The sequence below is a fragment of the Enterococcus sp. AZ140 genome, assembly GCF_051714405.1.
GTDB classification, from domain to species: domain Bacteria; phylum Bacillota; class Bacilli; order Lactobacillales; family Enterococcaceae; genus Enterococcus_B; species Enterococcus_B pernyi.
On record NZ_JBIORU010000001.1, the window covers coordinates 1290049 to 1305981 of the forward strand.

Genomic DNA, 15933 nt, shown 5'->3' on the forward strand with positions numbered 1-15933 from the left:
TTTCCAAAATTTAAACGATAATAGAACAAATGTTCAGCTATCTTTGTTATAATGAAGAGGTATATCAACCAGGAAAAGGAGGCAATAAGGTGTCGTTACAATTTATCTTAGGGAATGGTCAAAAAGACCACCGCAAAGCACTGATCGATGAAGCCGCCGCTTGGCTTGACAAAGATGAAGACAATCAAGTATTTTTCCTTGTACCTAACTATAATAAATTTGAACAAGAGCAAGAATTACTCGCTGAGATGCGCAAAAAAAGCGGAAAAAGCTCATTTAGCACAACCAACATGCAAGTATTCAGTTTCTATCGTTTGGCTTGGTACTTGTTGCAACAAACTACGATGCTGACAGGTAGTGAATTGACCGAATCTGGTTCAGCGATGATCCTCCGCCAAATTTTAGAAAAAAAACAAGAAGAATTGACGATATTTCGAGGAGAAATCCGCAAAAAAGGGTTTATCCGTCAGTTACAAGAGCTATATAGCGAACTACAAGTCGGAAAAATTTCCCCTGTTGATCTGTTGACTTCTGTGACAGGAGAATCACCAAAAGAAGAAGACCGACAATTGAAAATGAAGGATCTACAACTGATTTTCTCTGCATTCGAAGAAGAATTAGTCCAACGCGCCCTACAATCTGAAGATGCGCTGACGGTATTAGCCAATTATATGGCGACGCAGGATTATCATAAGATCAAGTTCTTAGTGAGTGGTTTCGCCCGGATCAACGCCCAAGAGTACCAGTTGCTGCAAAAAATGATGGAAAAAGGACATCTAGTGGTCGATTTGCTATTGGATCGTCCCTACAAATCCGATCTGCCTGATCCGTTGACCTTGTTTTTCAATACAGGAAAGATCTATTTCCAACTTCTCAACGCAGCAAGAGAATTGAATGTTCCTGTGGCTATCGATCATTATGCATCGAATCGAGAACACCAAAACGAACTTCAAACATTACAACAAATGTGGGAAGAAACTTCCAGCCAGCAGAAAAGCCAACCTGTGAAACTTGGCGCGCAAGAGACATTACATCTGTGGGAGGCGGAGAATCCAACGGAAGAAGCTCGCCAATTAGCGGTGGAGATCCGTCGTTTGGTCAGTCAAGAAGGATTTCGCTATCGAGATATCCAAGTGTTGACGAAGGATATGACACTGTATGGCAATTTATTGCGACCGATTTTCCAAGAGATGGCGATCCCTTTTTATCTGGATGAAGAGCAACTGATGGAAAACCATCCATTGATCGAATGGATCAACAGTTTGTTTGCTTTGGATCGTTATCAATATCGCCTAAACGACATCATGCGTTTCTTCAAGACAGAGTTGACGATCGGTCGGACAGATGAAGAGCTCGATCTGGCTACTTGGGAAGCTACTAGAAATCAATTCCGCACGAATTTAGATATCACGGAAAACGTAGCACTAGCATACAACTATCAAGGGAATTATTGGCTTCGCGAAAAAGATTGGCAATTTGTTGCCTATGATTTTGAAGCAGAACAGCTAGAAGACGTCAAACAACTGGAAGAGCAATCGAATACGGTCCGAAGACTTTTCCGCGACATGGTGCCGGTATTCCTGAAGAACATCAAAAAAAGCCGAACAGGGCAAGAAGCGGTCACTTTGTTTTATCGCTTCTTGATCGAAAGTGGTGTGCAACAACAATTGCTTTTCTGGCGAGACCAAGAAGTGGCGCGTGGCGGGTTAGCTGCGGCTAGAAACCATGAACAAACTTGGGGCGCTTTGATGGATCTTTTGGACGAGTATTCATTGATCTACGGAGAAACAGCATTTGATTGGTCATTATTTCAAGAGATCATCACGAGTGGCCTAGAAAATCTCAGCTATGGGAAGATCCCTACAGCAATCGATCAAGTGAGGATCAACCGGTTGGAACTTGTACGTGCCAATCAAGCAAAAGTAACATTTGCGGTCGGCTTGAATGACCAAGTGTTTCCAGATCGCCATGAAACTAAAGGTTTATTATCGAGTGAAGAACGTGAAGCGTTGAATCAAGGGTTAGGCGAGGATCAGTTTTTATTCGATCCAGCAAAAGAAAGTATGTCTTTCGAACCTTTCCAAGCGTATTTAGTGTTTGTTTCGGGAACGGAACGTTTGTACTTGAGCTACGCGCAAAGCTATGATACCAATCGGTTGAAAATGTCTCCGTATTTGAAACGAGTCGTTGACTATCTAGGTGTTCCAGTCGAGCCAAAATGCCAGTTGCAATTGACGAGTAAGCCAGATTGTTACGTTGGCACTTACCGTAGTGGGATCAATACGATCAATCGGGTCTATCGTTTAGCAAAAGAAGCCAAACAAGCAGTACCCCTTTATTGGCAACAACTAAAAGAGTTAGTTCTGCGTTCGGATCAACGAAATTTTGCATTGATGATTTTTGAAAGTCAAGATCATCTAAATGTACCAGTTTCCTTATCAGAAGAAATGGCAGAAGCTCTTTATGGCAAAGAAATCTATACGTCGATCTCACGCATGGAAAACTTTTATAACTGTGAATATAAATACTTTGTCCAGTTTGGTTTGAAGCTGAAAGAACGTAATATCTATGGACTGACACCAGCTGCCACTGGAGACTTTTATCATGAATCATTGGATCGCTTCTTCAAATTGCTGTTCTCGAATCAACTGTCACTTGTGGCGATGTCGGAGAAGGAACGACAAGAATTTACTGAAAAAGTCTTACAAGAAGTATTTGGTGAATTACGCTTTGAGATTTTAGATAGCTCTGCCCGCATGAACTATATTCGTTACCAATTAGGGCAAACGATCCAAAAAGTGGCTTGGGCGTTACAAAAACAAAGCAAAAATACGGGCATGAAACCATTGCAAACAGAGATTTTATTTGGTCAGATCGCTGGTGCACGAGGGATACCAGGTTTGGAAATACCTTTAGACAAAGGCGGGAAACTCCACGTTCGCGGAAAAATCGATCGCATCGATGTGGCAACTGAACAAAGTGATACTTGGTTAAGCGTGGTGGATTATAAATCAAGTGGTCGTTCTTTTGATGTGACTGAAGCCTACTACGGCATGGCGATGCAACTATTGACATATCTTGATGTGGCACTGATGGATGCTGTACGATTGACTGGGAAAGCTGCAGTCAAACCAGCAGGCTCTTATTACTTGCATGTGCATAATCCAGTTTTGACAGATACGACAGACGTCGAGAAGAATACGTTGAAGAAATTCAGCTATGATGGTGTTTTTGTCGATGATCCTGGTCTGTTAGAAGTGCTCGATCATTCATTGGAAGCAAAAGAAAGTTCGTTGATCTATCCGGTGAAGAAAAACGCCAAAGACGAGTTGCAAAAGGGCAGTTATAGTAAAGAGAAATTCTATACAGAAGAAGAACTTCAATTATTCATGAACCATAATCGTGAGAATATGCGTTTAGCTGGGGAAGCGATCACCTCAGGGGAGATCAAACTGAATCCCGCTTACAAAGACAAACAACGGATTGCTTGTGAGCATTGTCCGTTCAGAAGTATTTGTACGTTTGATGTCATGCTCAAAGAAAATAATTATCATCGTTTAGAAAAACTGGATAAAGATGAAGCATTGCGCAGAATACTAAAAAGGAGTGAAGACGAGTGACATCAATTCCTTTAAAACCGGAAAATGAACGTTTTACCGATGAACAATGGCAAGCGATTTTTGACCAAGGCGACAACCTACTTGTTTCGGCTTCCGCTGGCTCAGGTAAGACGACTGTGTTAGTCCGCCGAGTAATCGAAAAGTTAAAAATGGGTGTCAATATCGACGAGTTGCTGATCGTGACGTTTACAGAAGCAGCAGCAAGAGAAATGAAGGAACGGATCCAAGTAGCCTTGCAAGAAGCAGTGAATAGTGAAAGTGATCCGGTCTGGCAAAAACATTTTACGAAACAGCTCGTTTTGCTACCTACCGCCAATATCTCGACACTCCATGCGTTTTGTTTAACGGTGATCCGTAAATATTACTATTTGATCGATATCGATCCAGTCTTTCGGATGTTGACGGATGAAACGGAAACGATCTTGATGAAAGAAGATGTCTGGGATGAGATCAGAGAACAACTTTATGCAGAAAATCGCGAAGCTTTTTTCCAGCTGACGATGAACTTTTCAAATGATCGCTCAGACGATGGTTTGACTAACCTCGTGTTTTCTCTCTATGATTTTGCCAGAGCGAACCCTGATCCATTGGCTTGGTTGGATCGTTTACCAGAAGCATATCGGCTAGAAGAGGGATTAGCAGCTTCTGCATTGTACCAAGAACAGATCCGACCGCTCGTCTTGGCTGATTTACTTCATTGTACGCAGCTATACGAAGAGATGGTCGTTTTGGCACAAGAAGAAGGACTTGAAAAAATGTTTGATCAAGTCTCACAAGAACAAGCGAGTATCCAACAAATCTATGAACGTTTCCTGAGTGATGAGTTAGAAGAAGCTTACCAAGCTTTAGAAAACCTGACGTTTTCGACCTTCAAAAGCAGTCGGAAAGCAGAGTTGAAAGAGCGTTCTGCTGAAGTAAAAACCTTGAGAGACCGTGCCAAAAAAATCTTACAACAAATTGGCAAAAGCTACTTCCCGGTTTCACCTGCACAAATTGAAGAGTTGAGTCAAAAAGCATTCCCCCTCGTGGAACAAATGACCGAAGTCACTAAGCTTTTCATGGAAGGCTTCAGTGCGCGCAAACGTGAAAAAGGCGTGCTAGATTTCAATGATCTGGAACACTTGGCATTACAAATATTGACGAAACAAACAGAGGAAGAGTGGCTACCAAGCGAAGCATCGGATTATTATCGCAAAAAGTTTAAAGAAGTCATGGTCGACGAGTACCAAGATGTCAATCAATTGCAAGAAGAATTGCTCTATTGGGTCAGAGAGCCAGATGAAGAGAGCGGCAATCTTTTTATGGTGGGAGATGTCAAACAGTCGATCTACTCCTTCCGTTTAGCAGATCCAACTCTATTTATCAATAAATATGAAAAATTCTCGGAAGAAAAAGGGGGACGACGAATCGTCTTAGCTGAGAATTTCCGTTCAAGGCAGGAAGTCTTAGCGTTTACCAACTTGATTTTTGAGCAGTTGATGGACCCAACCGTCGGGCAAATCGCCTATGATGAAGCGGCTCGGCTGGTTCTTGGTTTTTCTGGGTTTCCAGAAAATGAACGATTTGCACCAGAAGTCTTGATCTATGAAAAGGAACAAGAAACGACAGAAATCGAGTTGCCGATGGACGATATGTTGGAAGACAAAACAGAAGGGGAACTCTTGATGACTGGTTTGAAGATCCGTGAATTGATCGATTCAAAATTCATGATCTACGACAAAAAAAGTCAAGAAGAGCGCCCAATCGAATTCAAAGATATCGTGTTATTGACACCAACGAAGAAAAATAATTTGACGATTTTAGAAGTATTCAAAACGTTTGATATTCCGTTGGAACTCAATGATGCCCAAAATTATTTCCAAGCGACAGAAATCAGGATCATGATTTCATTGCTCCAATTGATCGACAACCCTTATCAGGATATCCCATTAGCTTCAGTGTTACGTTCACCAGTCGTGGGCTTGATCGAACCAGAGTTAGCACGTATCCGATTAGCCGATAAGGCGCATACTTACTATGATGCAGTCTTAGCTTATCAAAATAATAACCAAGATGAATTAGCGGCTAAATTGCTTCATTTCAATGAGCAACTGCAACAATGGCGAGAGTTAGCGCGGCGTTCTTCGATCACGGACTTATTATGGGAGATCTATTACCAAACAGGGTATTTAGAATATGTCGTTGGGTTGCCAGCTGGTGCACAACGTCAAGCGAATCTGTATGCGTTAGTGGATCGTGCCAAAGCTTATGAACAAAGCTCGTTTCGTGGTCTCTATCAGTTTGTACGATTTATTGAGAAAATGCAGGAGAAAGACAAAGACTTGGCGGAACCAGTGATTGCTTCTAGTGACAATGCCGTTCGTGTCATGACTATCCATGCAAGTAAAGGATTAGAGTTTCCCATCGTTTTCTTATTAGATATGACGAAGCAATTCAATCTGCAAGACTTGAAAAACCGTTATGCCTTCGAAGAAAAACTAGGTGCGGGCGTGCGCTACATGGAGCCAGACACGCGGGTCTTGTTTGATACATTGCCTTATCAAGCCATCAAATTAGCCAAACAGAAGAAATTGCTTTCCGAAGAAATGCGTAAATTATACGTAGGACTGACTAGAGCAGAGCAAAAATTGTTTATTGTTGGTTCGTACAAAAGCAAAGAAGACACGTTCAAAGCTTGGTCAGAAGCAAGTGAGCAAACGGATGTAGTGTTAGATCCTGTGATTCGTCTGAAAAGTTCGAGTAGCTTGATGAATTGGATCGGTTACAGCTTGATCCGTCATCCTAAAATGACCGAATATTTTCCAGAAGTCACGCCTTTACCACAACTGAAACATTCACCGGGAGATTTTACGATCACCTGGATGGATCAACAAGAGATTTTAACCCAACGCCAAGCATTGACAGTCAAAGGAGAGCAAGCAGAAGAGCAAAAAGGAGATCTAACTCCATTAACGACTGAACTCCAAACACGTTTAGCCTTCAGTTATCCTTATGAGGCTTCTGCACAAACAACGAGTTATCAATCCGTTTCTGAGATCAAACGGTTGTTTGAAGATCCAGACGACTCTTCAGAGGCACGTTTGACTTGGGAAAGCAGTGATAAAAAAACCTTTGCTCAGCCTTTCAGGTATACGCAAGACCAATTAGCTGAACCACGCTTTGTACAAAAAGAGCGCAAAGTTTCTGCCACAGCTGTTGGGACAGCGACACATTTTCTGTTACAAGTCCTACCATTGGAAAAGTTGACGAAAGAAAGCATCGAAAAAGAACTGACGACCCTCGTCAAAAAACGTTTAGTCGATGAACAAGTAGCGAAACGTGTGCCAATTGATTCCATCTTATGGTTTTATGAATCTACCCTTGGCCGATCACTGATTGAACATCCGGAAAAAGTGAAACGCGAACAACCATTTTCAATGCTTCTACAAGCAGAAAAGGTATTCGATCACTATCCGAATGAAGACGATGAATTATTGATCCATGGGATCGTCGATGGATATCTTGATTTTGGGGAGTACGTGCAGCTTTATGATTTCAAGACTGATTTTATTTTACATCCTGAAAACCCAGAGGAAATCACTAAGGTCATCAGCAAATACCGCGGGCAATTGAACTTATACCAACGGGCATTGAGTGAAGCGCTGAATAAACCCGTTCAAGATGTCTTTTTAGTTTTGCTGCAGGCGAAGAAAATAATAAATCTTAATAAAGAATAAGAAGTGAGCAAACTGGACTTACACTTTGTAAGTAATATGCTATACTCATGAAAAGAGGTGAGTAAGATGGAGCTAACACAGACAGAATTCATTCTGTGTCCCAAATTTGAAAAAACATTCTCGATTTTAGGGAAAAAATGGAATGGATTGATTATCGATGTATTACTCGAAAATGGTCCGCAGCGCTTTGTTGATCTCTCTGCAAAAATCCCGATGGTCAGTGACCGTGTCTTGGTCGAACGATTAAAAGAGCTTGAAAAAGAAAAGATCGTTACCCGTAATTTTTCGTGTAATGAATCCAGTCGTTCAGAATATATGCTGACAGAAAAAGGGGCAGATCTACAAAAAGCGATGGTCCAGTTGCAGCTTTGGAGTGAGAAATGGGTCACACCCGAAGAATGCAGTTGATTTTGCATCAAAAATCTTGTACACTAGTTTTTAGTTGAATAGACAAAAAGAATGTTGACGAAAAAGAGTAGTTTGGCTAAACCAGTATAGGGAGATCTGTCATGGACTGAAAGCAGATCCTGTGTTTGAAAAATGAAGTTCACTTTCCGAGTTCGTCTGAGAGATTTTTCAGACCGGCAGTATGTCTGTCGTTATTAAAATGAGTGTACGATCTCGTTGGGATCGTAAATTAGGATGGTAACGCGAAGACCTCGTTCCTTGATAGGAATGAGGTCTTTTTTGTAGTTGAATTTAAAGGAGGAAATCGCATGTCTTTACAAGCACAACTCGAAAGCTTGAAAGAAGCAACGATCATCAAGATCAAGCAGGCGCAGGATTTGAAAGAACTAAATCAAATCCGTGTCGAAACATTAGGAAAAAAAGGACCAATCACTGAGGTCTTACGTGGAATGAAAGATCTAAGTGCCGAAGAGCGTCCGAAAGTGGGAAGCTTTGCCAATGAGATCCGTGATCTATTGACACAAGAAATCGAAGAAAGAAAAGCAGTCTTGGAAACCGCTGCAATGAATGAAGCATTAGAAAAAGAAACCATCGATGTAACGCTTCCAGGTAGCTCAGTCAAACAAGGTACACGCCATATCTTGACGCAGATCATGGAAGAAATCGAAGATATTTTTGTCGGTATGGGGTATCAAATCGTTGAAGGATATGAAGTCGAGTCAGACCACTATAACTTTGAACGAATGAATTTACCAAAAGACCATCCGGCACGTGATATGCAAGATACTTTCTATATCTCAGAAGAAATCTTGATCCGTACGCATACGTCGCCTGTGCAAGCACGTACCATGGAAAAACATGATTTTTCAAAAGGTGCGCTACGCATGATCTCACCAGGAAAAGTTTTCCGACGTGATACTGATGATGCAACACACAGTCATCAATTCCATCAAATCGAAGGATTGGTGATCGACAAGAACGTGACGATGGGTGATCTAAAAGGAACACTTGAAGTCGTGATGAAGAAAATGTTTGGTGAAGATCGCCAGATCCGTTTACGCCCAAGTTACTTCCCATTTACAGAACCATCTGTTGAAGTCGATGTCAGCTGTTTCAAATGCGGTGGTTCAGGCTGTAACGTCTGCAAACACACAGGTTGGATCGAGATCTTAGGTGCTGGTATGGTTCATCCGAATGTCTTGGAAATGTCAGGGATCGATCCTGAAGAATACTCCGGATTTGCTTTTGGACTTGGCCCAGATCGTGTCGCAATGTTACGTTATGGGGTCAACGATATTCGTAATTTTTATCAAAATGACTTGCGCTTCTTAAGTCAGTTCAAGGGGGAGTAAAAGAATGTTAGTATCATATAAATGGCTGAATCAATACGTTGATTTATCAAATGTGACACCGCAAGAACTTGCAGACAAAATGTCAGTCACAGGAATCGAAGTCGAAGGTGTAACTGTACCTGAAGAAGGCTTGAAGAAAATCGTTGTCGGAGAAGTGAAGGAATGTATTCCACATCCTGATTCGGATCATCTATCGATCTGTCAAGTCGACATCGGCGAAGAAGAATTATCACAAATCGTTTGTGGCGCACCAAATGTCAAAGCAGGAATCAAAGTCATCGTAGCTTTACCAAATTCACGGATTGCGGGCAATGTCAAAATCAAAAAAGGCAAGATGCGTGGACAAGTCTCGAATGGGATGATCTGTGCCTTACAAGAAATCGGTTATTCTGACAGTGTCGTACCGAAAGAATATTCAGAAGGCATCTACTATTTGCCACAAGAAGCGGTCAATGGAGAACCAGTCTTTTCTTATCTAGATATGGACGATGCTATCATCGAACTATCGATCACACCTAACCGTGCCGACGCATTATCAATGAGAGGTGTGGCATATGAAGTTGGCGCGATCTACCGCCAAAAACCAACATTCAATGATGAAAAGTTAGTAGAAGTTGAAGGTAAAGCTTCAGAGAAAATTGCGGTAAAAGTAGAAGACGAAGAATTGGTACCAGCATACCAAATCCGCATCATTGAAAACGTCAAGATCCAACCGAGTCCACAATGGTTACAAAATATCTTGATGAATGAAGGAATCCGACCAATCAATAACGTCGTTGATATCACAAACTATATCTTATTATTGTTCGGTCAACCGTTACATGCATTCGACTATGATAAGTTAGGTTCAGAAGAAATCGTGGTGCGTCATGCAGCAGAAGAAGAGAACATCGTGACGTTAGATGGCGAAACGCGTTCATTGACTTCAGAAGACTTGGTCATCACAAATGGACAAGTGCCAGTGGCTTTAGCTGGAGTAATGGGGGGACTAGACTCAGAGATTACGGAAACAACGACAACCGTTGCGTTAGAATCCGCTTTATTCGATCCCATCTCGATTCGCCGCACAGCCAAACGTTTCAATTTACGTAGTGAATCATCTGCGCGCTTTGAAAAAGGCATCAATAAAGGAACCGTCGGCGAAGCAAGCGATGTTGCAGCAACGATGATCGTTGCTTTAGCAGGAGGAGAAGTGTTACAAGGAGCGGTCAAAGGTTCTGAGTATCAAGCAAAAGAAGTCGAAGTACAGATCACATTGAAGCGCATCAACCAGTACCTTGGCACAACCTTAAATGTCGCTGAAGTAAGTGAGATCTTTGAAGCATTAGGATTCGGCTATCACGTCGATGGAGAAACTTATACTGTTGTTGTACCTCCAAGACGTTGGGATATCCAGATCGAAGCAGACATCATCGAAGAAGTGGCACGTATTTATGGGTATGACCGTTTACCTTCAACGTTACCAAGCGGCGAAACAGTTGCAGGTAGTTTGACACAAGAACAAGCGACTACACGAAAGATCCGTACATTACTTGAAGGCAGTGGTCTAACTGAAGCCATTAGTTATGCACTGACAACGGAAGATAAATCACGTCAATTCGCTTTGAAAGAAACAGCCATCACTCGCTTGGATTGGCCGATGAGTGAAGACCGTTCTGTCTTACGTATGAACTTGATCAGTGGTCTTTTGGATAACGTCCAATATAACACGGCACGTAAAAATGCAGATGTCGCATTTTATGAAGTAGGTCGCGTCTTCTATCAAGAAAACGATCCATTGACTCATCTACCACAAGAAGTCACTCACGTAGCTCTTGCGGTGTCTGGCACATGGGAAGAGAAGAGTTGGCAAAGTAAGCCACAAGCGGTTGATTTCTTTACAGTAAAAGGCATATTAGAGAATGTATTCGAACAACTTTCCATCAATGAGGAAATCACTTATCAAGCATTGACAACGATTGATGAACTTCATCCAGGTCGTACAGCAGCCATTTATTTAGGTGAAACAATGATCGGGTTTGTTGGTCAAGTACATCCGATGACTGCTAAAGCTTACGATATTCCAGAAACGTATGTGGCAGAGTTTGATTTAGCCACAGTCGTGGAAGCATCACAAAAAGGCATCACTTTCCGACCAGTCACAAAATTCCCAAGTGTGACGCGTGACATTGCGATGTTAGTAGCTGAACAAGTGACGAATCAAGAAATCGTTCGCACAATCCAAGCAGCTGCTGGCCGATTCTTGACAAATGTCGAACTATTCGATGTCTACCAAGGAGCAAATATTGAAGCAGGGTACAAATCAGTCGCCTATACGTTAAGCTTTGAAAATCCCGAAGCAACGTTGACAGATGAAGAAATCAACCAAGCAATGAGCAAGGTTGAAAAGGCGTTGACAGAAACAGTCGATGCAAGTATTCGTTAAACCTTAATAATAGAAGAAAAAACTGGAACAAAAATCATTCAATGATTTTTGTTCCAGCTTTTTTGTGTGATTACTGATTGAAATAATTGATGCCCATTGCCGCTTTCACTTCAGAAAGTGTGGCTGCCGCAACTTTAGCCGCTTCTTCACTACCATGACGTAAGATATCCATCACGGCTTGTGGGTCCTTCGCCAATTCTTCACGACGTGCGCGGATCGGTGCGAACTCTGCTTCTAATACGTCGATCAAGTAACGCTTGATTTTCACGTCACCGAGTCCACCACGACGATAGTGGGCTTTCATCTCTTCGATTGCTTCTTTGTCTGTACCAAAAACATCTAAGTACGTAAAGACCATATTGCCTTCGACTTGTCCTGGATCTTGGACATGGATGTGATTTGGATCAGTATACATACTCATGACTTTTTTCTGTAAAACATCTGCAGGGTCAGAAATGTAGATGCCATTTCCTAATGATTTACTCATTTTTCCGTTACCATCGATCCCAGGTAAACGACCCATTCCTTTAGGAGGGAAGACACCTTTCGGTTCAACGAGTACTTCTCCATAAGTGTGATTGAAACTTTGGACGATCTCTTGCGTTTGTTCCAACATTGGTTTTTGGTCTTCACCAACGGGTACTAGATTCGCTTTGAACGCAGTGATGTCAGCAGCTTGTGAGACAGGGTAGATAAAGAAGCCTGTTGGGACACTTTCGCCAAATTTCTTTTGCTCGATCTCCGTTTTAACAGTCGGGTTACGACGCACACGACCAACACTCACTAAGTTTAAGTAATACATTGTCAACTCAGCTAATTCAGGGATTTGCGACTGGATAAACAATGTTGATTTGGCAGGATCTAAACCAACAGATAAGTAATCTAAAGCAACTTCTAATACATTGGAAGACACTTTTTCAGGGTCTTTCGCATTGTCAGTCAAGGCTTGCATATCTGCGATCATTACGAACAACTGATTGTTCTCATCCGCTTGCATTTCTACACGTTTTTTCAAAGACCCGACATAATGGCCTAAGTGTAGTTTGCCAGTAGGACGGTCTCCTGTTAAAATAATATTTTTCAAAAAAGAACACCTCTTTGTAATTTCTAAGACTAATACTTAATATCTTACCGTTTTTTTGCAGAATTAACAACAGGATAAACCGAAAATCATTGAAAAAATCAATCAGGAAATCGTTATTTATACAAATGGTAAAAGAAAACGGACAAAGGAATTTTCTTGGAAACTTTACAAGTTGCTTCGCTTTCGGATATAATGTGTTCTATTATATATCTTTAAATGAAATCTTACTAAATAATAATGGGAGTGTAATGTTATGACAATGATTAAATTTGATAGCGTGGAAAAGTATTACGGCAAATTCCACGCGTTGAAAAACATCAATCTTGAGTTTGAAAAAGGGGAAGTTGTCGTTGTCATTGGTCCATCAGGATCAGGAAAAAGTACGATGCTTCGCTGTATCAACGGCTTGGAAACAATCACTTCAGGAAAGCTTTTGATCAATGATGTCGATATTCGCGATAAAAACACAAAATTGACGGAGATTAGAAAAAATGTCGGAATGGTCTTTCAACATTTTAATCTTTACCCCAATAAAACAGTTTTAGAAAACATCACATTGGCACCAATCAAAGTATTAAAACAAGATGAGGCAACTGCTGTAAAAAATGCGGAAAAGTTTTTAAAGACAGTCAATATGCTAGATAAAAAAGATTCCTATCCTTCCATGTTATCTGGTGGACAACAACAGCGTGTAGCGATTGCTCGCGGCTTAGCGATGAATCCCGAAATGCTGTTATTTGACGAGCCAACATCTGCCTTGGACCCAGAGATGATCGGTGATGTATTGGACGTAATGAAAAAATTGGCAAGAGATGGCATGTCAATGATCGTGGTCACACACGAAATGGGCTTTGCGAAAGAAGTGGCAGACCGTGTCATTTTTATGGCGGACGGACAAGTATTAGAAGATAGTCGCGATGTACGCAATTTCTTCGATGATCCAAAAGAGGAACGTGCAAAACAATTTATCAGTAAAGTAATCAATCATTGATAGGAGGAACGATATGCGTAAGACAACATTTACTCGTTTATTATTTCTTTTTGGGCTAGTATTTCTAGTATTGAGCGGCTGTAAAGGTAGCAGTTTGGCAGAAAAAGATATTTTGACTCGTAGTAAAGAAACGAACGAGATCATTTGGGGTGTCAAATACGATACACGATTGTTTGGGATGATGGATATCGAAAGCCGCACTGTTCAAGGGTTTGATATCGATATCGCCAAAGCAATCACAAAGAAGATTTTAGGAGAGGACGGAAAAGCAGAGTTTGTCGAAGTCACTTCTAAAACAAGAATCCCATTATTAAAAAATGGGAATATCGATGCCATCATTGCGACGATGACAATTACCGAAGAACGTAAAAAGCAAGTCGATTTCTCTTCAGTTTATTTTGACGCTGGACAATCATTGCTCGTTGAAAAGGGTAGTCCCATCAAAAGTGTGGAGGATTTAAACGCTGAAACGACTGTTCTAGCGGTAAAAGGCTCGACTTCAGCTGCCAACATCAGAGAACATGCACCTGATGCGCGGATCTTGGAGTTAGAGAACTATGCAGAAGCATTTACTGCCTTACAATCGGGGCAAGGTGATGCCATGACGACAGACAATGCGATCTTACTCGGAATGGCAGCGGAGAACCCTAGCTATGAATTAGCAGGAGGAACATTTACCGAAGAGCCTTATGGTATTGCGATCAACAAAGGACAAGAAAATTTCTTAGATGCAGTCAACCAAGCATTAGCAGAAATGGTTGAAGACGGCACCTACGATAAGATTTATGAAAAATGGTTCCCAGATACGACTCAGGGAAAAATTGATTAAGGAGGGAATACAATGAGTGAATTGATACAAACTTATGGGCCAGCCTTCCTTGATGGATTTAAAGTAACGATCCTATCAAGTGTCTTGGCACTTTTATTCAGTTTGATCATCGGAACGTTGATGGCGATTTTTCAATTGTCACACAATAAATGGATTCGTGGTTTAGCGAAAGCCTATGTTGAATTTTTTAGGAATATCCCGTTATTGATCATCGTGATGTTCTTCTATGTCGTATTACCACTTTATTGGATCAGCTTTGATGGTTTTCAAGCAGGAACGATCGGGCTGACGATCTATACTTCCGCATTTATTGCAGAAACCGTTCGTTCGGGCATCCAAACTGTGCCAAAAGGTCAAATGGAGGCTGGTCTTTCATCAGGATTTACTTATTCAGAGACGATGCGTTACATCGTATTGCCACAGGCATTTAAAATCGTTATCCCACCATTAGGCAATCAATTTATCAATTTGGTCAAAAATTCATCGATTTTAGCAATTGTTGCTGGTTTGGATATCATGTATCAAGGGGATTTGATCGCCAGTGAAACTTTCAACACGTTTGATACCTATATCATCGTCGGTTTATTTTACTTGATCATTACCTTACCATTGTCTTATTTGATGGTTTATCTTGAGAAAAAATGGGCAGTTCGTTCATAGAAAGGAGAATCTCAATGGATTTTAGTGGTGCATTTTCATGGATGAATATTCGCTTTTTACTGGAAGGACTAAAAGTAACGATCGAAGTTTCGCTCTTCTCCATCATTTTTAGTTTTCTGATCGGTGGGCTGACAGGTGTTCTTCGTTTTGCGAGTATTCCTTATTTATCAAAAATAGTAGGTTTGATTATCGACATCATTCGTAATCTGCCATTATTGCTGATCATCTTTTTCACTTATTTTGCTTTGCCGCAAATCGGTATCCAAATGAACATCTTTTGGTCAGCAGTTGCAGCATTGACGATTTTTGAATCTGCCATGTTATCAGAGATTTTCCGTGCAGGTTTGAATGCTGTGCCGAAAGGTCAGATGGAAGCAGGGCTTTCCACGGGATTAAGCTATGTGGAAACGATGCGTACGATCATCATGCCGCAAGCATTCAAGTCAATGATCCCTGCTATCGTCAGTCAGTTGATCTCGTTGATCAAAGACACTTCTTTAGCGGTGATCATCTCGTTGCCAGAATTGACACACCAAGCGCGGATCGTCTACGGTCAAAATACCAATTATGTCTTACCAATGTTCGTTATGATGACTTTCATGTATTTTGTCGTATGTTACGCACTTTCTTTACTTTCTTCTTACCTAGAAAGAAGAAAGTACAGTTATTAGTAGAAAAAATCGTATTTTACATGGGAATTAAGAAGGAATCCACGAAATTTTTTAAAAAATTTTTTGTGGATTCCTTCTTACGTTATCCAAAAATTCCATCGGGACACCTGTTGAGTCGTCATGTGGGAAAAGAGCAGGAAAGCAGATTGTAGGACTTGATAAATCACGTCAAAAAGT

The 15933-nt window shown here is 41.2% G+C and carries 10 protein-coding genes; 9 read left to right on the forward strand and 1 reads right to left on the reverse strand.

All coding sequences use genetic code 11. From position 1 onward, the window contains the following. The first annotated feature begins 89 nt into the window (after positions 1–89). From IGJ39_RS06160 to pheT, 5 genes are all read left to right on the forward strand, one after another. Positions 90–3620 carry a PD-(D/E)XK nuclease family protein gene (locus IGJ39_RS06160; protein WP_195339607.1) on the forward strand — a complete coding sequence of 1177 codons (3531 nt, stop codon included), beginning with the start codon at positions 90–92 and terminating at the stop codon, positions 3618–3620. Beyond that, positions 3617–7336: a helicase-exonuclease AddAB subunit AddA gene (gene addA, locus IGJ39_RS06165; RefSeq protein ID WP_195339608.1), complete on the forward strand. Its 3720-nt coding sequence runs from the start codon at positions 3617–3619 to the stop codon at positions 7334–7336. The genes IGJ39_RS06160 and addA overlap by 4 nt, the downstream gene beginning before the upstream one ends. 66 nt (positions 7337–7402) lie before the next feature. Next, on the forward strand, positions 7403–7744 hold the full coding sequence (locus IGJ39_RS06170) for a winged helix-turn-helix transcriptional regulator (RefSeq protein ID WP_019724054.1): 342 nt from the start codon (positions 7403–7405) through the stop codon (positions 7742–7744). A 308-nt stretch (positions 7745–8052) separates the two neighbouring features. After that, the gene (gene pheS / locus IGJ39_RS06175) at positions 8053–9096 is read left to right on the forward strand and encodes a phenylalanine--tRNA ligase subunit alpha (protein WP_019724055.1); all 1044 of its coding nucleotides are present in this window, start codon (positions 8053–8055) and stop codon (positions 9094–9096) included. A gap of 4 nt (positions 9097–9100) precedes the next feature. Then, complete coding sequence (pheT, locus tag IGJ39_RS06180) at positions 9101–11521, forward strand: phenylalanine--tRNA ligase subunit beta (RefSeq protein ID WP_019724056.1); 2421 nt, start codon at positions 9101–9103, stop codon at positions 11519–11521. A 70-nt stretch (positions 11522–11591) separates the two neighbouring features. Here pheT and trpS read toward each other — a convergent pair whose 3' ends face one another. After that, complete coding sequence (gene trpS, locus IGJ39_RS06185) at positions 11592–12605, reverse strand: tryptophan--tRNA ligase (RefSeq protein ID WP_019724057.1); 1014 nt, start codon at positions 12603–12605, stop codon at positions 11592–11594. Positions 12606–12858: 253 nt separating this feature from the next. On the opposite strand from trpS, the gene IGJ39_RS06190 reads away from it, so the two are divergent. The 4 genes from IGJ39_RS06190 to IGJ39_RS06205 are packed head-to-tail and all read left to right on the forward strand — an operon-like array spanning position 12859 to position 15756. Then, on the forward strand, positions 12859–13596 hold the full coding sequence (locus IGJ39_RS06190) for an amino acid ABC transporter ATP-binding protein (RefSeq protein ID WP_010735594.1): 738 nt from the start codon (positions 12859–12861) through the stop codon (positions 13594–13596). Between the two features lie 13 nt (positions 13597–13609). Next, on the forward strand, positions 13610–14425 hold the full coding sequence (locus tag IGJ39_RS06195) for a transporter substrate-binding domain-containing protein (protein ID WP_019724510.1): 816 nt from the start codon (positions 13610–13612) through the stop codon (positions 14423–14425). Positions 14426–14437: 12 nt separating this feature from the next. After that, positions 14438–15085: an amino acid ABC transporter permease gene (locus tag IGJ39_RS06200; protein ID WP_023519564.1), complete on the forward strand. Its 648-nt coding sequence runs from the start codon at positions 14438–14440 to the stop codon at positions 15083–15085. A gap of 14 nt (positions 15086–15099) precedes the next feature. Next, positions 15100–15756 carry an amino acid ABC transporter permease gene (locus IGJ39_RS06205; protein ID WP_010735591.1) on the forward strand — a complete coding sequence of 219 codons (657 nt, stop codon included), beginning with the start codon at positions 15100–15102 and terminating at the stop codon, positions 15754–15756. Positions 15757–15933: the final 177 nt, after the last annotated feature.